We start from the raw sequence: 22,951 nt of genomic DNA, 5'->3' as shown, positions 1-22,951 counted from the left end.
CACGTTGTTTAACGTTACTTGTGCTTGATGAACCAAAAAAGTTCATGCCGCCGAATGGCCTTGCGGAAAAACTCATTCTCACCCCAAGGCGAGACAGCCCTCCCCGCCAGCAACCGCTGGATGACCCGGCGTAAACGCCGCTTGAACGGCATACGGGGTTGCAAGTCATGCATCATGCCCAGCGACATGGCCTTGTCACACTGCCGATCTTCGGACAACGGCAAGCAATAAGGCTGCAAAGTGTACGTCGAATCAAAGGATGGTGGCAAAGCGACACCAGCGCCCGAATCACCCATCGGCCACCGGTCATTGTCGTGCAGGTGATTGGCGTAACCGAGCAACGTCGTCGGCTGCCATTCAAGCCCCTGCAAGGCTTCCAATACGGCTTGCTGCGCGCAGATATGATCCGGGTGTGGGTCGAGCACCGGATGCGGCAGCACGATGACCTCGGGGCGAGCCATCAACAGCACGGCGCGCAGGTCGGCCAGCAGATTGTTCCAGGTGGGCTGGCCATCGGCATCCGCCGGCAACGGGAACGGGTTGAATTGGCGGAATACACGGATGTCGCTCAACTCGGCTTCTCGGGAAGCCACGGCCCGTTCAGGCTCGGCCTTCATTGCCGCCAATTGCAGGCAGAAATACCCCAGCTGTACGCAATGTTCCTGCGCCACACCCGCCCAACGCGGCACCGCGATGCTGTCCCAGGCGCGCAAACGGCCCTTGAGGCGTGCAGCCTCGGGCTTGCCCAGGCCCATGTGCTGATAGTGTTCGGCTTCGATTTCGCCGGCAGTCAGCGTTACGATCCAGGGTTGCGTCGCCTGGCTGTACAGGCCAAAGGCGGCCAGTTCGGCGTCATCGGCATGCGGCGCAATGACCATCACCCGTTGCTTGCGCACATCGGGCTGGCGGAACACCGACAGCACCGGCGTACCCTGCACACGGCAGAAACGAGGCTGCAACAGCAGTTGCCCATCGAGCAGCGCTTGCGTCTGGCCGGTGAGGTTCAGGTAGCGCAGGCCACTGACGCCGCGTTCGAAGACCTGGCGATCAGCGCCCGGCAACGCAATAAACGGGTCGATAAAGCGGCCCAACAGACTGCTCTTGAGGCGCAGCGCGAGGATCAGGGTCTCATTGCCCGCCAGCGCCAGCGCCTCGTCCAATACCAGCCGGCCGTTGGCCAGAGTGACCTTGGGCTGCTCGGTATCCGCCGCGAATTGATACTGGTAGTCGTCCTTGGGCGAGTAAAACAGGTGGTCGGCAAACCACGCTTCATGGGCCACCCAGGCCAGCACGGCCAGCACCAGCGGCAGCCACCAGGCCACCAGCACACCGACGCCAATCAACAGCAGCAGGCCAATCAGCAAGCTGATGCGTTTGTTGCGGCGATGGCGCTTGAGCAGCGCCTGTTTACGGCTTGTCGACTCACTCATACATTGAATACCGGTACAGGGTTGCACCAACGGTCCTTGTACTCGCGATCCGCTCGGCCAAACGAAAAACGCAGTGGCTTGCCCGCTTCACGCGCCTGCTCCCAGGCACTTTGCGTGTTGAGAAAACTCAGCACGCTGCCCGGGCTGAACGCGCGGGTTTCAGGGTCAACGCCGCCATTGATGTACTCGACGCTGATCCACTCCGGGGCTTCAACGCGGTAGACCAACTGGATAGCTATCGGCGCATCGTTGAGGAAAATCACCGAGCCGATCAACCATTCACGCAGCAACTCGATAACCTGCGCCATGCGCTCGGCGCCCGTGGCAGGGAAGCCCCAGCGGCGCTGGAACAAATCGCAATAGATCGCCGCCAGCTCGGCACTGGAAAACCCCTGCACCGGCCGCACCACACCGCCCGCCTCTTCCAGCAGGCGCAGCTCGCGGCGCTGGTTATAGCGAAACTTTTTCGACAATTCTTCCGGGGTGCGCGCCATGGCCAACTGCTCGGCCTGCAGCTTGAGGCCGGCAAAACGGCCTTCGTTCAGCGCCGACAGGTAGCGCGCGCGATGCCGCAAAGGCGCCTGGGCATCCGCGGCGGCAGGCAGGATCAACTCGGCGTTGCCCAAGTCGAACAAGCCCTTTTTGCCATGCCGCTTGAGCACGTCCTTGGACAAGGCCAGGTCGCGCCCCCACGTCGCAATGCACGCCTTGAGTTCGCCGCCCTGCTCCCACGCCAGGTAGCGCACCGGAATATCGGCCAGCCCGGCCAGACGCTCAACCACCTGCGGATGGGTGGCAACACTGCCGCCATAACGCTGCCAGGCATCGCTGTAGGTGGACGCATCGACGACGGACCAGCCACGCTCGCGCCAGCCTTGGAATCGATTGAGCATCAAGCCCCCGCGGTCAGTTCAGTAACGTGCGGCAGTGCCCAGAAAGCAGTACGAACCGCCTGATCCGAGAAGCGCTCATGCAAGCGCTCCAGCATCATCTCGGCGCATTGCTGCTGTTGTTGACGGTCCATCGCCGCCAGGTGCCGAAGCCCCTGGCCCAGGTGTTCGGCGTCAGCGAAGGGAAACAGGATCCCCACGCCTTCGACCACTTCCCGCGCGCCGCCACACGCCGTTGCCAGCAACGGCACGCCGGCGGCCATGGCCTCCAGCAACACCATGCCGAACGGTTCGTGATCGGAGCTCAGGGCAAAGGCGTCGAACGCACGGAAATACCGGCGCGCATCCGGCACCTGGCCGAGGAACAGCACCTGCTCGGCAATGCCCAACTCGCGTGCCAAGGCCTTGAGGTTTTTCTCCAGTCGCCCGGTCCCGAGGATCGCCAGGCGGCTTTGCGCCGGCAAATGCGGCAACGCCAAGGCAAAGCCTTTGAGCAAGGTGGCCTGGTCTTTGTCCGGGTGCAGACGACCGACGTTGCCGACCACCCACTCATCCGGCGACAGCCCCAGGGCATCGCGCGCCGCGTCGGCCGGAACCTGCAGCGCCTGCATGGCGTCGACATCAATGCGGTTGTACAAGGTCTGGATACGCGCCGCAGGCCAAGCCGGCAGGCAGCGGCGCATGTCATCACGCACCGCATCGGAAACACCGAGCAGGCTCAGGCGTTTGCGGAATATCGACGCAAACAGCTTGCGGCTGCGGCGCTGGTAATCACCAAAGGCGTGATGCACGCCGATCACCGGCAGGCGCGTGCCGAGCAAGGCGATATAGATCGGCTTGAACCGGTGGGCAATGCAAAAACTGAAGTTGCGCGACGCGGCGATCTTGCGCAGCTCGCCAATGGCACCCAGCTTCAGGCCACGAATGGCCTTGGAGCTGAATTCCATAAACAACACTTCGTCCGAGGCACAACCGGCGGCAACCTCGGGGTCAGCGACCCCGGTGAGGAACACCGTGGTCACTTTATAGCCGGAGCCTGCGAACAGGCTGGCGTATTGCCGCGCGCAGTCCAGAAACGGCCCGTCATAGCCGTGGCAGAACTGCAGGACGTGGCGCTCAGCCGACCGAGTCATAAGGGTCCACGCCGTCTTTGACGACCAGGATGTCTTCCATGATCAGGTATTGCAGGTCGGAGCCGAAGAACATGTTCAGCGCGTCGGTCGGCGAGCAGATCATCGCTTCGCCACGGCGGTTGAGCGAGGTGTTCAGCGACACGCCGTTGCCGGTCAGTACTTCCAGCTCTTTCATCATGTCGTAGTAGCGCGGGTTGTATTCGCGCTTGAGCACCTGGGCACGGGAAGTGCCGTCTTCATGCACCACTTCCGGTACACGAGTCTTCCACTCTTCCGACACTTCAAAGGTGAAGGTCATGAACGGCGCCGGGTGATCGACCTTGATCATCTGCGGGGCCACGGTGTCGAGCATCGACGGGCAGAAAGGCCTCCAGCGCTCGCGGAACTTGATCTGGTGGTTGATGCGATCCGCCACGCCGGTCGCGCTCGGGCAACCGATGATCGAACGACCGCCCAACGCACGCGGGCCAAACTCCATGCGGCCCTGGAACCAGGCCACCGGGTTGCCGTCGACCATGATCTTGGCAATGCGCTTAGGCATGTTTTCGATCTTGCGCCACACCGGCTTGCTTTCGTGCTTGGCGCACGCGGCGATCACGTCTTCGTTGCTGTAGGACGGGCCGAGGTAGACGTGTTCCATCTTCTCAACCGGTACACCACGGGCGTGGGACACATAGGCTGCCGCGCCAACCGCGGTGCCGGCATCGCCGGACGCCGGCTGCACGAACAGTTCTTTGACGTCGTCGCGAGCAATGATCTTCTGGTTCAGCTTGACGTTCAGTGCACAGCCACCGGCGAAAGCCAGCTTGCCGGTGTCTTTGAGGATGTCGCCCAGGTAGTGGTCGATCATCTGCAACGCCAGCTTCTCGAACAGCGCTTGCATACTGGCCGCGTAGTGGATGTAAGGCTCGTCGGCGATGTCGCCTTCGCGCTTGGGACCCAGCCACTCGATCAGTTTTGGCGAGAAGTAGAAGCCCTTGCCCTTCTCTTTGTAGCGGCGCAGGCCGATGACGTTGGCGTAGTCGGTGTTGATCACCAGCTCGCCGTTTTCAAACGAGGCCAAACGCGAGAAATCGTATTTGCTGGCGTCGCCATACGGCGCCATGCCCATGACCTTGAACTCGCCGTCGAGCATCTCGAAGCCGAGGAACTCGGTGATCGCGCCGTATAGGCCGCCGAGGGAGTCCGGGTCGTAGAATTCCTTGATCTTGTGGATCTTGCCGTTTTCGCCGTAGCCGAAGAACGTGGTGGCGTACTCACCTTTACCGTCGATGCCGAGGATCGCGGTTTTCTCCTGGAAGCCGGAGCAGTGGTAGGCGCTGGAAGCGTGGGCCAGGTGGTGTTCAACCGGCTCGATCTTGATTTTCTTCGGATCGAAGCCCAGTTGTTCCAGGCACCAGACGATCTTGTTGCGATAGCGCTTGTAGCGACGGTTGCCCATCAGGATCGCGTCGAGGGCGCGGTCCGGGGCGTACCAATAACGCTTGGCGTAGTGCCAGCGCGCCTCGCCGAACAGGCTGATCGGGGCGAACGGAATCGCCACCACGTCAACGTCGGAAGGCTTGATGCCGGCTTGTTCCAGGCAGAACTTCGCCGATTCGTAGGGCATGCGGTTCTTTGCATGTTTGTCGCGTACGAAGCGCTCTTCTTCGGCGGCCGCGATCAGCTTGCCGTCGATATACAAGGCTGCGGAAGGATCATGGCTAAGGGCGCCGGACAGGCCAAGAATCGTCAATGCCACAGGGGTCTAGCCTCTTTTAGTCTGCATGCAGGCGGGTTGCGCCTGAAAAAAGTGTGCCTCTCGCCTGGACGAGAAACAGCTAAAGGGCGGGATTATAGCGTAAACCTGATGGGAATATCCCTGTGGTAATTAGCCCCGTGTCGAGGGCAATGGCCGCGCCCGGCCTTAGCGGATGATGATGCTGCCGTCGGCGCTTTGCCGGTAAATCGTATACGGCAGCAGGGCAGTATCCAGAATCCCCGAAATCAAAGAGTCTACGAATACAAACGGGACAAAGTTCAGGTGGCCGTCAAACGTTCCGTCAGGATTCGGCTCTCCATTGAGCCGGCAGAAGTTGTAACTGACACCGCTGTACACACGGGGAATCGACTGGCAGTAGGTTTTCTGGCTTTTGAGGTCGCGGGCAGCGACACCGTCCTCACGCATGACGGTATTGATCGTCCCGCACCCGGCAAGCGCCATGCACACTGCAACCCATAAGACGTTCGACGCACTCCTCACGAACCACTCCTTTATGACCTTTCGGCCCTTTCTCATTAGCGGGGCTGACCACGCTACCATCGAAGGTGCCGGAGCCCCAGCGAGGATGATGCCGTTACAACGTAGGACGATTCTCAAATGCTAAAAATCGCCTGAACCACTAAACTCGCGCGCTTTTGCGCGTTTATGTCCTACGCGCCCCGTATTTCGGCTGCCCCGATGAAAACCCTGACCCGCTTCACCCTGTTGCTGCCCAGCCTGCTCGCCCTGTGCGACACCGCCCAAGCGGACGACGCGCCCCTGATCCTCGACCCCAGCGTGGTCACCGGCTCACGCAGCGCCAGCCCGACCTTCGACCTGCCGTATTCGGTGGACAGCATCAGCCATGCGCAGATCAGCGACGGCCAGCTCGGCATCAACGCTTCTGAAGTACTCGCGCGCGTGCCCGGCCTGGTGGTGCAGAACCGCCAGAACTACGCGCAGGACCTGCAGATTTCCTCGCGCGGCTTCGGTGCCCGTTCGGCATTTGGTGTGCGCGGCATCAAGCTGATTGCCGACGGTATCCCCGCCAGCACCCCGGACGGCCAGGGCCAGGCCGCCACCTTCAACCTCGACACCGCCGAACGCATCGAAGTCTTGCGTGGCCCGGCGGCCACCTTGTATGGCAGCAACGCCGGCGGCGTGATCCAGATGTTTTCCCGCGACGGCGAAGGCCCGCCGCGCATCGGCGCCGAAACCCTGGTGGGCAGCGACGGCCTGAGCAAGCACCACCTGACGGCCGAAGGCGCCGCCAACGGCGCGGGCTTTGTGCTCGACGCCTCGCGCATGGACACCGACGGCTACCGCGACCACAGCAGCGCCCGGCGCGACCAGACCTTTGCCAAGCTCAACATCGAGCCGGATGACGACAGCAAGCTCGCGCTGATCTACAGCAGCCTGGAGCAGAACGGCACGCAGGACCCGCTGGGGCAGACCTGGGCAGCGTATAAGGCGGACCCGCGCTCGGTGGCGCCCGCCGCATTGCAATACAACACGCGAAAAAGCATCGATCATCAGCAATTGGGCCTGAATTACGAGCGTTATATCGGTGATGCGACGTTGCAGGTGAATGCCTATACGGGGCGGCGGAGTGTGATTCAGTACTTGTCGATTCCGGACAAAATCAAGGGCCAACCCAACCCTGCCAATGCACGCGGCGGCGTGGTGGACTTCGACCGCACTTTTTACGGCGGCTCCGTCCACTGGCTGCAACCCATCACCAGCGCCCCCGGCGACCTGACCCTGATCACCGGCCTTGACTACGACCGCAGCCAGGATGATCGCCAAGGCTATTCCAACACCCTCAACGGTGTGCACGGCGTCAAAGGCGCCCTGGGCCGCGACGAACTCGACACCGCCACGAGCCTCGACCCGTTTGTGCAAGCCAACTGGCTGCTGGGCGACTGGACCCTGCAAGCCGGCCTGCGCCACAGCACCATGAAGATGGACGTGGACGACCACTTCCTCAGTGACGGCAACGACAGCGGCAACAAGACCTACCAGAAGAACACGCCTTCGGTCAGCGTCATGTATGCCTTCACGCCAGACCTGCATGGCTATGTGAGCGCGGGCAAAGGCTTCGAAACCCCGACACAGGCCGAATCGGCCTATTCCAGCACCTCAAACGGCTTCAACTTTGTGCTCAAGCCATCGGTCAGCAAGCAGTATGAAGTCGGGTTGAAAGCGCGGATTGGCCAAGATACGCGCCTGAACGCTGCCCTTTTCCAGATCACCACCGACGATGAATTAGTGGTGGCGCAATCCAAAGATGGGCGCACGACCTATCAGAACGCCGGCCGCACCCTGCGTCGCGGGTTAGAACTAGGCATCGAAAGCCAGCTCTCGGAACAATGGAGCACCAACATCGCCTACACCCGCCTGCAAGCCACGTATGACAGCGACTTCATCGGTGGCGGCAAACCCATCGACAAAGGCAACTACCTGCCCGGCGTGCCGCAAACCACGCTGTTCGCCGAGCTGAACTGGAAGCCCCGCGACTGGGTCAGCACCGCCATCGAGGGCATGTACCGCAGCAAGGTGTATGTCGAAGACACCAACCAGCAACGCGCCGCACCGGGCTACAGCGTGTTCAACTGGCGTGCGCGCTTCGAGCAGAAGGTCGAGCACTGGACCTTCCACCAGACCCTGCGCCTGGACAACCTGCTGGACCGCCAATACGTGGGTTCAGTGATCGTCGGGGACGGTAACTTCCGCTACTACGAAGCCGTGCCGGGCCGCTCGTGGTATGCCGGGGCTGGCGCGGAATATCAGTTCTGACGCGCACCGTTCAAGAAGCCTGGGAGTCAGCCGAAAGGTTTGATCGCCACGGAACCCTTCTGATCGTCCCACGCTCTGCGTGGGAATGCCGCCCCGGACGCTCTGCGTCCCGCCTTGTGCAAGGTGACGCAGAGCGTCACCGGATGCATTCCCACGCGGAGCGTGGGAACGATCATGCAACCGTTGTCGGCAGGCGCTGATCTATCAGTTGGTACAACGCGCTGCTCTGGGGCCAGTTGCGCATAAACCGCGCGCGGTCCTTGGCATACGCCGGCGCGAAGCTGGCGACTGAGCTGTGTTGGCACATGGCGTCGAGGTCGATCAATGCCCAGCGGTCTTCGTGCCAGAACAGGTTGTGGCCTTTGAAATCGCCATGGCTGATGCGCTCGCGAATCAGCTCGGCAAACAGATGGTCGAGCGCCAGCAGTTCGTTTTCGGGCGCATCACCGTGTTCAACATACGGCGCAAAACGCTCGATGATGTCCGGCCCCGGCAGGAACTCAGTCACCAGATAGGCCCGGCTGCGCAGCCAGAAAAAGCGTTTTTCCAACACCGCCAGCGGTTTGGGTGTAGCAATGCCCAGGAACGCCAGGCGATTGCCTTCGCACCACGAATGCCAGGCACGGCTTGGGCGCCAGAAGCGCTTGAGCCAATGGGCAAAACCCTTGATGTTGTAGCGCTTGATCACCAGCGGCCGACCGGCCACCTCGACCTTGCCGACACTGGCCGCACCACCGGTTTTGTACAGGTGGCCTTGATCGAGCAACGCATCAGCCTGTTCCAGCACCGGCAGCATCGCGGCCTCTTCCTCGCGACGAATCGCACGCAAGGCAAAGGGGCCACGCACCACGCTGAACAGCGTGCATTCACGGCCGACTTTGTTCAAAAAGTCCTTCAAGCGCCAGGCGCTGACTTTGCGCACCTGCTTTTCCAGGGCTTCCAGCGGCAAGGCGTGCTCGCCGTTGCTCAGCAGGTAATACACCAGCAATTCTTCGGTGAACGGCGCGAGATTTTTGGGCAGCTGGGCGAAGAACACGCCGAGGTTTTCCAGCACGCGGTTGCGCGACAGCGGTTTGCCCGCCTCTTCCACGCGAATTCCGGCACCGTCAATCAGGTACAGCTTGCCGTCTTGGCGTAACAGGTTGTCCAGGTGCAGGTCTTCCTGCCACAAGCCCTTAATATGCATCTGCGCAATCGCCGCCAATGCTTCAGCGAGCACGGCGGTTTGTTCGTCGGCCAGCGGCGGCAGGCCTTCGACGGCCTGCCAGGCATCGGCAAGGCTTTCGGCGCCTTCGATAAATTCGAACAGCAACCAGCCACCCTCGCCTTCCTGCAGGCCATCGGCAAGCAACAGGGGCGTGGTCAGGCCTTGCTCGGCGAGCAAGCGCACACCGCTGAGCTCACGCTGAAAGTGACGTGCGGCCTTGCTGCCCACCAGCAACTTGGCCAGCACCGTGCGCCCGCGCCAGACGCCAGCGCCCACATAGCGCTCGCCCGGCATCACGCGCAACAGGCTGAGCAGTTGCAACTGCCCGGGGCCTGCGGCGTCTGCCAGTTCGATGGTCAGCGGCAGGCCGGGCGTGCGGCCGGCTTTTTTCAGCTCGGACAAACGCATCAGCGCTTCTCCTTATGGCTGCGCCGCGCCGTCAGACGCTCAAACCAGGCGCTGACCAGCGAGCTGTCTTGCGGTTGATCAAGATAGGCCGCCAGCAATTGCCGCACCTGCGCATCCGACCACTGCGGCGCGCGGCGCAACAGCGGCTCCAGGTCCTTGACCCGGTCACGTCGGCCGAACAGCAGCGGGCGGGTTTTCTCCAGGTCGATCAGTTGCGCGGCGTAACCGTCGCCGACCGCCTGCAGGAAAATATGCTTGGGGTAAAAGCAGCCATGCACCTGCCCGACGCTGTGCAGGTGTCGCGCCAATTGACCACAGGCCAGCAGGATCGCGCGGTGCTGGGCGTCGCTCAGTTGCGACCATTGCTCCAGCAACGAATCCAGGTCATTCCAGCCGTCGAGGGCACGCGTAAGCAGCATCGCATGGCGCTCGCCGTTGACCTTGCGCTCACCAAAAAACGCCGCCTGCAACGCCGGAATACCGAGCTGCTGGTAACGGCTGATATTGCGAAATTCGCGGGCAAAGGTGGGTTCGCCAAATGGCGAATGCAGCGTGCGCGTCAGGTAGTTGCTCTGGCGCTTGAGGTAGTAACCCTGGCCCTCAAGCTCCAGGCGAAACACGCTGCTCCAGCCGCCCTCACTGGTATTGGGCTCATCCACCGCGTCCAGTTGCCTGGCCCACAGGGCGTCGAAGGTTGCGAGGCCGTGGCGCTCAAGCAGAGCGCGGTCTTCGGCCGCCAGGAAATCACTCATTCGCGTCCCTCGAAAAACTTCACCACATGGCGAATACGCTGTTTGTCTGACGCCGTCAGGTGGGTGCGTTGGCGGTATTGCATGTAGAAGCGCAAGCGCTGGGTGGCCGACAAGTGATACTTGGCGACCTTGTCCAGGCAGGCCAGGTCCTTGGTAATCCGGTACTTGAGCCAGAAGCCGCGCCAGAAATCGCCATTGGGGCAGTCGATCAGATACAGCGTTTGCTGGTCGTCGACCAACAGGTTGCGCCACTTCAAATCGTTATGCGTGAAGCGGTGCTCGTGCATGGTACGGGTGTATTCGGCGAGCTGGCGGCTGACTGCGTTGACCCATTTCGGGTCTTTCAAACAGGCATCGTGACGGTCGGCCAGCGCCGACAGGTCTTCGGTTTTCGGCAGCTCGCGAGTGATCATCGCGCCACGGTCATAGGCCAGGCCCTTGCGTTCCAGGCCCCAGGCCACCACATCGGCCGTGGGAATGCCCCACTTGGCGAAGCGCTTGAGGTTCTGCCACTCGGACTTCACCCGTGGCTTGCCCAGGTAGCGGCGCAGGCCTTTGCCGGCGCCGACGTAGCGCTTGACGTAGTAATTGACCCCGTCGCGCTCGACCCGAATCACTTCCGACAGCGGGTCGCGGGTCAGGCGTTCGCCTTGCAGGGCAAACACCGCCTCAAGGCTGCCAAAGTCATCCGCCAGGGCGGCGTAAGCAGGTTCCAGGTTCCAACCCGCCATCAGATCGCATCCCCTAAGCGCTGCTTGCGCGCGTACAGCTGGTCGGCCTTGCGCTGCAGCAGGCTCAAGGACGCCGACTGTTCGACCAGGATCTGGCGCAGTGGCTGGCGGAAGTAACCTTTGAGGAAGCGCAGCTTGTCACGCTGCGTCAGGCCGATATCCAGCGCCGAGTAGTACAGCGCGGACAAGTCTTTGTCACGCCAGCGCAGCGGCAAGTGGGCACGCAATTGGGCGCGGTGCAGGTCGATCACCGACAGCTTGATGTTACGGGCGTCGATGGGTTGCGCGGTGTCGAGCAGGAAGTGGCACAAGTAGCAGTCGCGGTGATTGACGCCGCCACGGTGCATGTCGCCGACCATTCGGGCCAGTTCGGCCGTGAGCGCCAGGCGCAAGGCGAACGCCGGCGGCTCGGCCACCCAATTGACGGTCAGGTCTTCCAGGCTGATCGTCGGGGCCAGTTCTTCGGTGATGATGAACGAGTGCTGGTCCGCCGGGTTGCTGCCCTTTTCGCCGAACGCCACGCCGGTCATGGTCGGCACGCCGAGTGCTTGCAGGCGGTGAATCGCCGCCCACTCAAGGCCGGCGCCGAGCACCGGCAGTTTGGCGGTGATCAGGTTCTTGAAGATTTCGCCCCAGCCGATGCCACGGTGGATTTTCACGAAATACGGGCGGCCCTCCACCTCGGTGCGCAAGGTGCGACGCGCAGCCAGTTCGCGAAATACCTGGCCTTGCAGTTTTTCGACTTCGGCAAAGGCGTCACGCCCCGCCCATAAAGTCTTGAACGGTTCGGCAAGAATCAACTTCATCGTTTTGGCTCCGCCAGAATCACATCCGCCGCGTGCTGCGGCATGCTGTAGAGGTCGGCCGTCTCGGCGAAGGCCAACCCATTGCGGCTCCAGGCCGCGCGCTGTGCAGTGTCAGTGAGCATTTGGGTCAGGTACCCGTTGAGCTGCGCTTGTTCGAACGGCTCATCCAGCACCAAACCACTGTCGGCTTCAGCGATGTAATGCGCATAACCGCACACGGCCGAGACCAGCACCGGCAAGCCGGCCACCAGGGCTTCGAGCAACACGGTGCCGGTGTTTTCGTTGTACGCCGGGTGGATCAACAGGTCGGCGCCCAGCAGGAAACGCGGGATATCGCTGCGCCCCTTGAGGAACTGCACGTTATCGCCCAGCCCCAACGTGGCGCTCTGCAATTGGAATACTTTGGGGTCGTCCTGGCCAATTACAAACAGCCGGGTGCGTTTTTTCAGTTCCGACGGCAGCGCGGCCACGGCCTTGAGGCTGCGGTCGACGCCCTTGGTCTTGAAGCCCGAACCGATTTGCACCAGCAGCAAGTCGTCGTCGGCGAGGTTGAATTCCTTGCGGAAACCTTCGCGGATTTCGGCGGCATTCGGCGGCGCGCGGCGGTCCTGGGCGATGCCTGGCGGCAGCAGGTGGAAGCGCTCCAGCGGCGTGTCGTAGTGCTTGATAAACAGCGGTTGCTGTACTTCGGAAATCATCAACACTTCGGTCTTGGCGTCCTTGGCAAACACCGCGCGCTCGTACTCGGCGAAGTGCTTGTAACGGCCAAAACGTTTGTACAGCGAATGACGCAGGTTTTGCGCCTTGTCTTCAAAGCAGCCGTCGGCGGCGTAGTACACGTCCAGGCCGGGCATTTTGTTGAAGCCAATCAGGCGGTCGACCGGGCGCTTGGCCAGGTCGGCTTCCATCCACGCGCTGAGTTTTTCATTGCGCCGATGGTTGAAGAACGCCTTGACCGGCGCCACCAGCACTTCGAAGCCGGGCGGGATGTCGCCTTCCCAGATCAGCGTGTAGACACGAATCTGGTGGCCGCGCTGCTGGCACTCCAGGGCGATGCGCATGAAGTCGCGCTGCAGGCCACCGAAGGGAAAATATTTGTACAGAACAAAAGCCAGTTGCATCAGTGCAGCTCCTCAGCCAGTAACAACGTGCTCAGCCGGCTTGCCACACGCTCAGGGTTCAAGCGCGTGAAGCACAGGGGCGACTCGCGCTTGATGTCGAACCGACGCGCATCGTCGGCCGTGGGTTGATAGGTACAGTGTTTTTGCAGGCACGGCGCGCACGGAAAATCGCTGGCCAGGTGAATCTGGCCCTTGCCGTAGGCGCCGGTGAGGCCAGGGTTGGTGGGGCCGAACAGGGAAATGGTCGGCACGTCCAACGCGGCGGCCAAGTGGCCGAGGCCGGTGTCGACCGCCACGCAGGCGCGGGCGCCGGCCAGAACACGGGCGACGCCGGCCAGGTTCAGCTTGGGCAGCACTTCGGCGTTGGCCAGGCCTTGGGCCAGGCGTTCGGCGCGGGCTTTTTCGGCGGCATTGCCCCACGGCAACTTCACGTCCACGCCCAGGCGGCCCATGCGCTCGGCCAGCTCGCGCCAATAGGCTTCGGGCCAATGCTTGGTGTCCCAGGTGGTGCCGTGCAGCAGCAAGACGAACGGTTTTTTCGGTGGCAGGCCGAGCAGTTTGTCGACGCTCAGGCCATAGTCACCAAGGCCTTTGGGCAAGTCATAGCCCAGTGCCACGGCGAACAGCTGGCGCAACCGCTCCACCGCGTGCTGCCCACGGGCCACGGCCAGGCGGCGCGAGTAGAAACGCGCAGCGATGGGTTCGCGTGCGGAATGCTTGTCGAAACCTGCCACCGGCGCACGCACATAGCGCGTCAGCCATGCACTTTTCAGCAGGCCCTGGGCGTCGATCACCAAGTCGTATTTAGTCGACTGCACGCGCTGCTTGAAACGCCGCCACTCGCCGCTCTTGATGGTTTGCCAGATATTTTTGCGCCAGCGACGAATCGCCACCGGGATGACCTTGTCCACCGCCGGGTGCCAGGTGGGGATCTCGGCAAAGCCTTCTTCCACCACCCAATCAAAGCGAATGCCGGGGATCGCCCGCGCTGCGTCGGTGAGTGCCGGCAAGGCGTGGATCACGTCGCCCAGGGATGAGGTCTTGATTACCAGAACGCGCAAACTAACGAACCTCGACCACAGAGCCCTGCAACCGCTGCAAGGCATCGCTGACCGGTTGCGGCAGCAACTGGCGCAGGCAATTGTAGTGGCCGAAACGGCAGGTGCGGTCGAAACACGGGCTGCAGTCCAAACCCAGGCGCACCACTTCGACCTTGTCGGCCAACGGCGGGGTGAAACCCGGCGAGGTCGAGCCGTACACCGCCACCAGTGGGCGGTTCAACGCGGCGGCTACGTGCATCAGGCCGGAGTCGTTGGACACCACCGAATCGGCGCAGGACAACAGGTCGATGGCTTCGGCCAGGGACGTGTCGCCACTGAGGTTCACGGCTTCTTCGCGCAGGCCGGGAATCAGGCGCTGGCGGATGTCCTCGCCCACAGAGTGATCGTTTTTCGAGCCGAACAACCACACCTGCCAGCCTTCGCGAATCTTCATCTCGGCGACTTTGGCGTAATGCTCCGACGGCCAGCGTTTGGACTCGCCAAACTCCGCGCCTGGGCACAGCGCCAGCACCGGGCGGTCGAGCTGCAGGCCGAACTTGGCCAGCGCCGCGTCGCGGGTCACCGGGTCGATCTGCAGGCTCGGGCGCGGGTATGGCGTAGGCAACTCGGCACCGGGTTCGTAGGCCAGGGCCATGAAGCGTTCGATCATCAGCGGGTAGCGGGCTTTGTCGAGGGTGCGCACGTCGTTGAGCAATACGTAGCGAAACTCGCCGCGCCAGCCGGTGCGCTTGGGGATGCCGGCAAAATACGGCACCAGCGCCGACTTGAGCGAATTGGGCAGCAGGATCGCCTGGTCGTACTCGCCGACCATGGATTTGCCGATGCGTCGACGCGTCGACAGCTCAAGGGCGCCGTGGCCGAGCGGGAAGCTCAAGGCCTTGCGCACCTCGGGCATGCGTTCGAGGATCGGCCGGCTCCACTCAGGGGCGAGCACGTCGATTTGGCAGTCGGGGTGACGCTGTTTCAGGCACTGGAAGAGTGTCTGCGCCATCACCATGTCACCGACCCAACTGGGCCCAACGATCAGAATATTCATGTAGTTTCCACAAACGATGCGGGGAGGCTTATGCCTCCCCGCATCGACAATGATTGTAGATCGCGCTTTTTGTGGGAGCTGGCTTGCCTGCGATGGCATCGCTTCGGTATGGCTGAAGTACCGAGGCGCCTGCATCGCGGGCAAGCCCGACTCCCACATAAAGCCGATTTCCACATTAAATTGGAGCCACTTAATTAATCAGCTTAAACCCAGTTCATTCCAGATTCGCATCACCTGACGCCGTTCGTCGGCGAACTGATCCCCAGCCACTGTGCCGGCCTCATTTTGCAAAGCCTGGCGGTGTGCGGCGGAACGGTAGGCCTTATACACCTCACGCAACAGATGGGCATCGGCGGCGGGCATCAGCCCGACCTGCTCCAGGCCCTCCAGAATGCGGATATTGTCGGTATAGCGCAGCAACGATGGATGTTGCGCAGACCACGCCAAAGCCGCGTATTGCACCATAAATTCAATATCGACGATACCTCCGGCGTCCTGCTTGAGGTCGAACGCCGCCGTGGGCTCGAAGGCATTGACGCCGGTGCCGGCCGCCGTCGACTTGGTGCCCAGGTTGTCGCGCATCTTGGCGCGCATCTCGCTGACTTCCTGGCGCAACTTGGCCAAGTCGCGCTCACGCCCGAGTACTCTAGCGCGGACCTGCTCGAATGCATGGCCCACATCCTGGCTGCCCACCAGCACCCGCGCGCGGATCAGCGCCTGATGCTCCCAGGTCCAGGCTTCATTTTCCTGATAGCGCTCGAACGCCCCCAGCGAACTCACCAGCAAACCGGACGCGCCGGAAGGCCGCAGGCGCATGTCCACTTCATACAGCTGGCCGGAGTTGGTCTGGGTGGTCAGCAAATGGATGATCCGCTGGCCCAGGCGCGTGAAGAACTGCGCGCCGTCGATCGGCTTGGCGCCGTCGGTTTCGGCTTGCGGGTCGCCGTCGTGGACAAATACCAGGTCCAGGTCGGAGCCATGGCCCAGTTCGATGCCGCCGACTTTGCCATAACCGACGATGATAAAACCGGGGTCGCACAGCGTGCCGTCGACCCGCTGCGGCGAGCCGTAGCGCGCCACGGTCTGGCGCCACGCCAGGGCCAGCACTTGTTCAAGGATGGCTTCGGCCAGCCAGGTCAGGTAGTCGCTGACTTTCATCAGCGGCAGGCTACCGGCGATTTCCGACGCGGCCACACGCAGGCGGTGGGCCAGCTTGAAGTGGCGCAAGGCCTCCATCTGCTGTTCAAGGTCATCTTCAGGGATGCGCGTAAGGCGCTCGCGCAGTTCGGCGGCGAGTTCCGGCGCCAATGGCGGCTTGAACAGGCGGCCTTCGTTGAGCAGTTCGTCGAGCAACAGCGGGAAGCGCGTGATCTGCTCGGCGATCCACGGGCTGGCGGCGCACAGGGTCAGCAGGCGACGCAGGGCGTCGGGGTTTTCCGTGAGCAGCACCAGATAAGCCGAACGGCGCGCGACGGCTTCGACCAGCGGCAATACACGCTCCAGCACCAGGTCCGGGTTGGCGTGTTCGACGGCCTGGGCCAGCAGGCGTGGGATAAACGCATCGAGCCGTTCGCGGCCCAGGCGCTGCATGGCCCGCAGTTGCGGGCTGCCGCGCAGGCCAGTCAATGCTTTGAGGGCTTTGGGCGCATCGGTAAAACCACCTTCGGCCAATTGGCGGCAAGCAGCGTCTTCGTCCTGTGACTCTTCCCACAGCGGCAGCCATTCGCCGCCTACGACCAACTCGCTTTCTTCGCCCTCTTCTTCGTCAGGGTCGGCGATCACTTGGCGGAAGTGCCAGTCCACCCGGCCACGCCAGTACATCAGGCGCTCGTGGAAGGCGGCCCAATCGGCGAAGCCGAGCATAAAGGCAATGCGCGCCTGGTCTTCGGGGCTGTCGGGGAGCATTTGCGTCTGGCGGTCGGCAATTGCCTGGATCGCGTGTTCGGTGTAACGCAAGAATTCGTAGCCATTGCGCAGCTCGGCGATCACCGCCGGCGGCAAATAGCCCTGGCCTTCCAGGGTGCCGAGCACTTTGAGCAACGGCCGCTGTTGCAGGCTGAGGTCGCGGCCACCGTGGATCAGCTGGAACGCCTGGGCGATGAATTCCACTTCGCGGATGCCGCCCGAGCCCAACTTGATGTTGTCGGCCATGCCCTTGCGCCGCACTTCCTGCTGGATCAGCTGCTTCATGGTGCGCAGCGCTTCGATGGCGGAAAAGTCCAGGTAACGGCGGTAGACGAACGGGCGCAGCATATCCAGCAGTTGCGCACCGGCCACCTGGTCGCCGGCGACGACGCGCGCCTTGATCATGGCGTAGCGTTCCCAGTCGCGGCCCTGGTCCTGATAGTACTGTTCCAGGGCGTTGAAGCTGAGCACCAAGGCGCCGGCCGAACCGTAAGGGCGCAGGCGCATGTCGACGCGGAACACAAACCCGTCGACCGTCATCGGGTCGAGGGCCTTGATCAATTTTTGACCAAGGCGAATAAAAAACTCCTGGTTATCCAGGGCGCGCTTCACGCCCACCGTCTCGCCGCCTTCGGGGTAGGCGAAGATCAGGTCGATATCGGACGACAGGTTCAGCTCCACCGCACCGAGCTTGCCCATGCCGAGGATGACCATGTGCTGGGCTTCGCCGCTGCGCCGGCCGGTAGGCGTGCCGAATTGCACGCAATGGCGTTGGTACAGCCATTGATAAGCCTGATCGATGCTGGCGTCGGCCATGTCGGAAAGGTCACGGCAGGTTTGCACCAGGTCGGCCTGGCGCGTCAGGTCGCGCCAGATGATGCGCACTTGCTGGCGCGTGCGTTGGCGGCGCAGAACGCGGCCCAACTCATCTTCTGTTTCGGCCTGTTGCACGGCGCCGGCGATCTGGCCGCACAGCTCACCGGGCGCAAAGCCGCGGTCCAGCTCGCCCCAGGCCACCAGTTCGAGCAACATCAAAGGGTCACGCAAGCTCTGTTCAATGACGAAATCACTGGCGGCGCACACGCGGACGAATTCAGCCCACCGTTGCGGCGTCCACTCAGAAAGGCCATGATCGGCGTCCAGCGCGGCCACTGCGTCACGAAATGACTGCTCGGCCCGCTGGGCGAAAGGCAAGAGAATGGCCGGTAGTTCGGCCAGCGTTGGAAGGCTCATGGTCTATCCTTGATCGGCGCGTAAATGGCGTGTTGCTGTGAACGCAAGAACCACGCTCGGTGAAGGACTGTCGAACAAAGGTTATAAATAGCTGAAATTAAATTAATCTTGGCAGGCAACATCAAACTTTCACCTTTTCTTGTTCGCAAAAGATCAACAATAACGATTATGCTCACCAGCCAGACCGAGCCATACGCTCAGTCTTGTGTAGTTTTACTACTCGTATATACATTCGAAAGGCTGAAATGGCCGACGATTTGTAGTAAAACTACAGGACGCCGAAGCAACCTTCGGCCATCCAAGAATTTATGTCGTCTGCCCACAAGGCCAGTCGCAAACTTCAGGCAACCGATTCTGGTAGCCTTTCCGCCCTGGAGCAAGCCATGCAAGACCTCGATCCCGTCGAAACCCAGGAATGGCTGGACGCCCTGGAATCGGTTCTCGACAAAGAAGGCGAAGACCGTGCTCACTACCTGATGACCCGTATGGGCGAACTCGCGACCCGCAGCGGCTCGCAACTGCCCTACGCCATCACCACGCCATACCGCAACACCATCCCCGTTACCCACGAAGCACGCATGCCTGGCGACCTGTTCATGGAACGCCGCATTCGCTCGCTGGTACGTTGGAACGCCATGGCGATGGTAATGCGCACGAACTTGAAAGATTCTGACCTGGGCGGTCACATCTCCAGCTTCGCTTCCAGCGCAACCCTGTATGACATCGGCTTCAACTACTTCTTCCAGGCCCCGACCGACGAACACGGCGGCGACCTGATCTACTTCCAGGGCCACACTTCTCCAGGCGTTTACGCCCGTGCGTTCATGGAAGGCCGCATCACCGAAGAACACATGAACAACTTCCGCCAGGAAGTGGACGGTAACGGCCTGTCGTCGTACCCGCACCCTTGGCTGATGCCTGATTTCTGGCAGTTCCCGACTGTATCCATGGGCTTGGGCCCGATCCAGGCGATCTACCAGGCTCGCTTCATGAAGTACCTGGAAGCGCGTGGTTTCATCCCTGAAGGCAAGCAGAAAGTCTGGTGTTTCCTGGGCGACGGCGAGTGTGACGAGCCGGAATCCCTGGGCGCAATCTCCCTGGCTGGCCGCGAGAAGCTCGACAACCTGATCTTCGTCATCAACTGCAACCTGCAGCGCCTCGACGGCCCGGTTCGCGGCAACGGCAAGATCATCCAGGAACTCGAAGGCGTGTTCCGCGGTGCTCAGTGGAACGTGACCAAAGTCATCTGGGGCCGTTTCTGGGACCCACTGCTGGCCAAAGACGTCGACGGTATCCTGCAACGTCGCATGGACGAAGTCATCGACGGCGAGTACCAGAACTACAAGGCCAAAGACGGCGCGTTCGTACGTGAACACTTCTTCAACACGCCTGAACTCAAGGCGATGGTTGCCGACTTGTCCGACGACGAGATCTGGAAACTCAACCGTGGCGGCCACGACCCGTACAAGGTCTACGCGGCGTACCACGAAGCGGTCAACCACAAAGAACAACCGACCGTCATCCTGGCCAAGACCATCAAGGGTTATGGCACCGGTGCCGGCGAAGCGAAAAACACTGCGCACAACACCAAGAAAGTTGATGTTGAAAGCCTGAAGCTGTTCCGCGATCGTTTCGACATCCCGGTCAAGGACGAAGAGCTGGAGAACCTGCCGTTCTTCAAGCCGGAGCCTAACAGCGCCGAAGCCCGCTACCTCAGCGAGCGTCGCGCTGCACTGGGCGGTTTCGTGCCACAGCGCCGCGCCAAGTCCTTCGATATTCCGACCCCGCCACTGGATACCCTCAAGGCTATCCTCGACGGCTCGGGCGACCGTGAAATCTCCACCACCATGGCCTTCGTGCGGATCCTCGCGCAGCTGGTCAAGGACAAGGAAATCGGCTCGCGTATCGTGCCGATCATCCCGGACGAAGCCCGTACCTTTGGTATGGAAGGCATGTTCCGTCAGTTGGGCATCTACTCGTCCGTCGGCCAGCTCTACGAGCCAGTCGATAAAGACCAGGTGATGTTCTACAAGGAAGACAAAAAGGGCCAGATCCTCGAAGAAGGCATCAACGAAGCGGGCGCCATGAGCTCCTTCATCGCTGCCGGTACTTCGTACTCCAGCCACAACCAGCCGATGCTGCCGTTCTACATCTTCTACTCGATGTTCGGCTTCCAGCGTATTGGCGACCTGGCGTGGGCAGCAGGCGACAGCCGTACCCGTGGCTTCCTGATCGGCGGCACCGCCGGCCGTACCACGCTGAACGGCGAAGGCCTGCAACACGAAGACGGTCACAGCCACATCCTGGCTGCCACCATCCCGAACTGCCGCACCTTTGATCCAACCTACGGCTATGAGCTGGCGGTGATCATCCAGGACGGCATGAAGAAGATGACCGAAGAGCAGCAGGACGTTTTCTACTACATCACCGTGATGAACGAGTCCTACCAGCAACCAGCCATGCCGGCCGGTGTTGAGGAAGGCATCATCAAGGGCATGTACCTGCTCGAAGAAGACACCAAGGAAGCGGCGCACCACGTGCAGCTGATGGGCTCCGGCACCATCCTGCGTGAAGTGCGTGAAGCGGCGAAGATCCTGCGTGAGGAGTTCAACGTCGGTGCTGACGTGTGGAGCGTAACCAGCTTCAACGAACTGCGTCGCGACGGCCTGGCCGTAGAGCGCAACAACCGCCTGCACCCAGGTCAGAAGCCAGCGAAGAGCTACGTCGAAGAATGCCTGGCCGGCCGTAAAGGTCCAGTCATCGCCTCTACCGACTACATGAAGCTGTTTGCTGAACAGATTCGCCAGTGGGTCCCGTCCAAGGAATTCAAAGTCCTGGGCACCGACGGTTTCGGCCGCAGTGACAGCCGCAAGAAGCTGCGTCACTTCTTCGAAGTTGACCGTCATTTCGTGGTGTTGGCAGCCCTGGAAGCCTTGGCTGACCGTGGTGAGATCGAACCCAAGGTGGTGGCTGACGCTATCGTCAAGTTCGGGATCAACCCGGAAAAACGCAACCCACTGGACTGCTGAGGAGATTTTTTGTGAGCGAACTCATTCGCGTACCTGACATCGGCAGCGGTGAAGGTGAAGTAATCGAGCTGTTTGTGAAGGTCGGCGACAAAGTCGAAGCCGACCAGAGCATCCTGACCCTGGAATCGGACAAGGCGAGCATGGAAATCCCTGCTCCCAAAGCCGGTGTGGTCAAGAGCCTGAAAGTGAAGCTGGGCGACCGCCTGAAAGAAGGCGACGAACTGCTGGAACTGGAAATCGAAGGTGCCGCTGATGCGGCCCCTGCGCCAGCGCCTGCTGCCGCTGCTGCACCCGCACCGGCTGCTGAAAAACCTGCTGCTGCCGAGGCTGCTCCAGCCCCGGCCGCTGCACCTGCCGCCGCCACCGTTCAGGACATTCATGTTCCGGACATCGGCTCGTCGGGCAAGGCCAAGATCATCGAGCTGCTGGTCAAGGTCGGCGACACCGTCGAAGCCGACCAGTCGCTGATCACCCTGGAGTCCGACAAGGCCTCCATGGAAATCCCTTCGCCGGCTGCCGGCGTGGTGGAAAGCATCGCGGTCAAGCTGGAAGACGAAGTCGGCACTGGCGACTTCATCCTCAAGCTCAAAGTACAAGGCGCTGCGCCTGCCGCCGCACCGGCACCCGCCGCCGCTGCTCCGGCTGCCAAGGCTGAAGCGGCTCCGGCTGCTGCGCCTGCGCCAGCTGCAAAAGCCGAGGCCGCACCGGCCCCTGCGGCTGCCGCACCTGCGCCAAGCGGTGCCAAGGTTCACGCCGGCCCTGCCGTGCGTCAGCTGGCCCGTGAGTTCGGCGTTGAGCTGAACGCTGTGTCGGCCACTGGCCCACACGGTCGTGTGCTGAAAGAAGACGTGCAGGTTTACGTCAAAGCCATGATGCAGAAAGCCAAGGAAGCGCCGGCTGCTGGCGGCGCGACCGGTGGTTCGGGCATTCCGCCGATCCGCACCGTCGACTTCAGCCGCTTCGGCGAAATCGAAGAAGTGCCGATGACCCGCCTGATGCAAATCGGCGCGGCCGGTCTGCACGCCAGCTGGCTGAACATCCCGCACGTGACCCAGTTCGACCAGGCCGACATCACCGACCTGGAAGCTTTCCGCGTTGCGCAGAAAGCCGTGGCCGAAAAAGCCGGCGTGAAACTGACCGTGCTGCCGCTGCTGCTCAAGGCCTGCGCGCATTTGCTCAAGGAGCTGCCGGACTTCAACGCCTCGCTGGCGCCAAGCGGCAAGGCGATTATCCGCAAGAAGTACGTGCACATCGGTTTCGCGGTAGACACCCCGGATGGCCTGCTGGTACCGGTCATCAAGAACGTCGACCAGAAGAGCCTGCTGCAACTCGCTGCCGAAGCCGCTGCACTGGCTGCCAAGGCCCGCGACAAGAAGCTCACCCCGGACGACATGCAGGGCGCGTGCTTCACCATCTCCAGCCTCGGGCACATTGGCGGCACTGGCTTCACGCCAATCGTCAACGCGCCGGAAGTGGCGATCCTGGGTGTGTCCAAAGCAACCATCCAGCCTGTGTGGGACGGTAAAGCCTTCCAGCCGAAGCTGATGCTGCCGCTGTCGTTGTCCTACGATCACCGTGTGATCAACGGCGCCGCTGCTGCACGCTTCACGCAGCGTCTGAGCCAACTGCTGAACGACATCCGCACCATCTTGCTGTAAGCCTCAACGGGCCT

At 61.9% G+C, this 22,951-nt stretch carries 16 protein-coding genes; 3 read left to right on the top strand and 13 right to left on the bottom strand.

Features of this window, described 5'->3' with window-relative positions; all coding sequences use genetic code 11:
• Positions 1–14: 14 nt before the first annotated feature.
• The 5 genes from L8I05_RS17430 to L8I05_RS17410 all read right to left on the bottom strand — a co-directional run bounded on the left by L8I05_RS17430 (position 15) and on the right by L8I05_RS17410 (position 5,656).
• Positions 15–1,430: a PIG-L family deacetylase gene (locus L8I05_RS17430; RefSeq protein ID WP_242170563.1), complete on the bottom strand. Its 1,416-nt coding sequence runs from the start codon at positions 1,428–1,430 to the stop codon at positions 15–17.
• Entirely contained in the window at positions 1,427–2,323 is an 897-nt protein-coding gene (locus L8I05_RS17425; RefSeq protein ID WP_242170561.1) for an antimicrobial resistance protein Mig-14, read from the bottom strand. The genes L8I05_RS17430 and L8I05_RS17425 overlap by 4 nt, the downstream gene beginning before the upstream one ends.
• Positions 2,323–3,453 (bottom strand): glycosyltransferase, encoded by a 1,131-nt coding sequence (locus L8I05_RS17420; protein ID WP_242170558.1) that lies wholly within the window; start codon positions 3,451–3,453, stop codon positions 2,323–2,325. Before L8I05_RS17420 ends, L8I05_RS17425 begins: the two co-directional genes overlap by 1 nt.
• Positions 3,437–5,194, bottom strand: a complete 1,758-nt coding sequence (locus L8I05_RS17415; protein ID WP_017138507.1) for a carbamoyltransferase — start codon at positions 5,192–5,194, stop codon at positions 3,437–3,439. The genes L8I05_RS17420 and L8I05_RS17415 overlap by 17 nt, the downstream gene beginning before the upstream one ends.
• A gap of 165 nt (positions 5,195–5,359) precedes the next feature.
• Positions 5,360–5,656, bottom strand: coding sequence for a YceK/YidQ family lipoprotein (locus tag L8I05_RS17410; protein WP_242170556.1), 297 nt, complete (start codon positions 5,654–5,656; stop codon positions 5,360–5,362).
• A 237-nt stretch (positions 5,657–5,893) separates the two neighbouring features.
• On the opposite strand from L8I05_RS17410, the gene L8I05_RS17405 reads away from it, so the two are divergent.
• Positions 5,894–7,990 carry a TonB-dependent receptor gene (locus tag L8I05_RS17405; protein WP_242170553.1) on the top strand — a complete coding sequence of 699 codons (2,097 nt, stop codon included), beginning with the start codon at positions 5,894–5,896 and terminating at the stop codon, positions 7,988–7,990.
• 172 nt (positions 7,991–8,162) lie between these two features.
• Here the strand turns inward: L8I05_RS17405 and L8I05_RS17400 are convergent, their stop codons facing one another.
• The 8 genes from L8I05_RS17400 to glnE all read right to left on the bottom strand — a co-directional run bounded on the left by L8I05_RS17400 (position 8,163) and on the right by glnE (position 18,250).
• On the bottom strand, positions 8,163–9,605 hold the full coding sequence (locus tag L8I05_RS17400; protein ID WP_242170551.1) for a lipopolysaccharide kinase InaA family protein: 1,443 nt from the start codon (positions 9,603–9,605) through the stop codon (positions 8,163–8,165).
• Positions 9,605–10,357: a lipopolysaccharide kinase InaA family protein gene (locus L8I05_RS17395; RefSeq protein ID WP_242170548.1), complete on the bottom strand. Its 753-nt coding sequence runs from the start codon at positions 10,355–10,357 to the stop codon at positions 9,605–9,607. Before L8I05_RS17395 ends, L8I05_RS17400 begins: the two co-directional genes overlap by 1 nt.
• Entirely contained in the window at positions 10,354–11,088 is a 735-nt protein-coding gene (locus tag L8I05_RS17390) for a lipopolysaccharide kinase InaA family protein (protein WP_159953835.1), read from the bottom strand. Before L8I05_RS17390 ends, L8I05_RS17395 begins: the two co-directional genes overlap by 4 nt.
• Entirely contained in the window at positions 11,088–11,894 is an 807-nt protein-coding gene (rfaP, locus tag L8I05_RS17385; RefSeq protein WP_242170545.1) for a lipopolysaccharide core heptose(I) kinase RfaP, read from the bottom strand. The genes L8I05_RS17390 and rfaP overlap by 1 nt, the downstream gene beginning before the upstream one ends.
• Positions 11,891–13,015: a glycosyltransferase family 4 protein gene (locus L8I05_RS17380; protein ID WP_159953833.1), complete on the bottom strand. Its 1,125-nt coding sequence runs from the start codon at positions 13,013–13,015 to the stop codon at positions 11,891–11,893. The genes rfaP and L8I05_RS17380 overlap by 4 nt, the downstream gene beginning before the upstream one ends.
• Positions 13,015–14,076 (bottom strand): lipopolysaccharide heptosyltransferase I, encoded by a 1,062-nt coding sequence (waaC, locus tag L8I05_RS17375; RefSeq protein ID WP_177017334.1) that lies wholly within the window; start codon positions 14,074–14,076, stop codon positions 13,015–13,017. Before waaC ends, L8I05_RS17380 begins: the two co-directional genes overlap by 1 nt.
• 1 nt (position 14,077) lies before the next feature.
• Positions 14,078–15,112, bottom strand: coding sequence for a lipopolysaccharide heptosyltransferase II (gene waaF, locus L8I05_RS17370; RefSeq protein WP_242170543.1), 1,035 nt, complete (start codon positions 15,110–15,112; stop codon positions 14,078–14,080).
• Between the two features lie 198 nt (positions 15,113–15,310).
• A complete protein-coding gene (glnE, locus tag L8I05_RS17365; protein WP_242170541.1) occupies positions 15,311–18,250 on the bottom strand; it encodes a bifunctional [glutamate--ammonia ligase]-adenylyl-L-tyrosine phosphorylase/[glutamate--ammonia-ligase] adenylyltransferase in 2,940 nt (979 codons plus the stop codon).
• A gap of 383 nt (positions 18,251–18,633) precedes the next feature.
• Between glnE and aceE the strand changes: the two genes are divergently transcribed.
• Positions 18,634–21,279: a pyruvate dehydrogenase (acetyl-transferring), homodimeric type gene (aceE, locus tag L8I05_RS17360; RefSeq protein WP_242170539.1), complete on the top strand. Its 2,646-nt coding sequence runs from the start codon at positions 18,634–18,636 to the stop codon at positions 21,277–21,279.
• Positions 21,280–21,290: 11 nt separating this feature from the next.
• A complete protein-coding gene (gene aceF / locus L8I05_RS17355; protein WP_242170537.1) occupies positions 21,291–22,937 on the top strand; it encodes a dihydrolipoyllysine-residue acetyltransferase in 1,647 nt (548 codons plus the stop codon).
• Positions 22,938–22,951 lie beyond the last annotated feature (14 nt).

It is taken from the genome of Pseudomonas sp. MONT-RG-20F-20-E-7-02, from assembly GCF_022662395.1.
Lineage (GTDB): Bacteria > Pseudomonadota > Gammaproteobacteria > Pseudomonadales > Pseudomonadaceae > Aquipseudomonas.
The sequence above is the reverse complement of the archived record's forward strand: the minus strand, read 5'-3'. Positions and strand labels throughout refer to the sequence as shown.

Bases quoted from the DNA above. Each gene is read 5' to 3' on its own strand.
- L8I05_RS17430 (WP_242170563.1), bottom strand. From the start codon at position 1,430: ATGAGTGAGTCGACAAGCCGTAAACAGGCGCTGCTCAAGCGCCATCGC.
- L8I05_RS17425 (WP_242170561.1), bottom strand. From the start codon at position 2,323: ATGCTCAATCGATTCCAAGGCTGGCGCGAGCGTGGCTGGTCCGTCGTC.
- L8I05_RS17420 (WP_242170558.1), bottom strand. From the start codon at position 3,453: ATGACTCGGTCGGCTGAGCGCCACGTCCTGCAGTTCTGCCACGGCTAT.
- L8I05_RS17410 (WP_242170556.1), bottom strand. From the start codon at position 5,656: ATGGCGCTTGCCGGGTGCGGGACGATCAATACCGTCATGCGTGAGGAC.
- L8I05_RS17405 (WP_242170553.1), top strand. From the start codon at position 5,894: ATGAAAACCCTGACCCGCTTCACCCTGTTGCTGCCCAGCCTGCTCGCC.
- L8I05_RS17400 (WP_242170551.1), bottom strand. From the start codon at position 9,605: ATGCGTTTGTCCGAGCTGAAAAAAGCCGGCCGCACGCCCGGCCTGCCG.
- L8I05_RS17395 (WP_242170548.1), bottom strand. From the start codon at position 10,357: ATGAGTGATTTCCTGGCGGCCGAAGACCGCGCTCTGCTTGAGCGCCAC.
- L8I05_RS17390 (WP_159953835.1), bottom strand. From the start codon at position 11,088: ATGGCGGGTTGGAACCTGGAACCTGCTTACGCCGCCCTGGCGGATGAC.
- rfaP (WP_242170545.1), bottom strand. From the start codon at position 11,894: ATGAAGTTGATTCTTGCCGAACCGTTCAAGACTTTATGGGCGGGGCGT.
- L8I05_RS17380 (WP_159953833.1), bottom strand. From the start codon at position 13,015: ATGCAACTGGCTTTTGTTCTGTACAAATATTTTCCCTTCGGTGGCCTG.
- waaF (WP_242170543.1), bottom strand. From the start codon at position 15,112: ATGAATATTCTGATCGTTGGGCCCAGTTGGGTCGGTGACATGGTGATG.
- glnE (WP_242170541.1), bottom strand. From the start codon at position 18,250: ATGAGCCTTCCAACGCTGGCCGAACTACCGGCCATTCTCTTGCCTTTC.
- aceE (WP_242170539.1), top strand. From the start codon at position 18,634: ATGCAAGACCTCGATCCCGTCGAAACCCAGGAATGGCTGGACGCCCTG.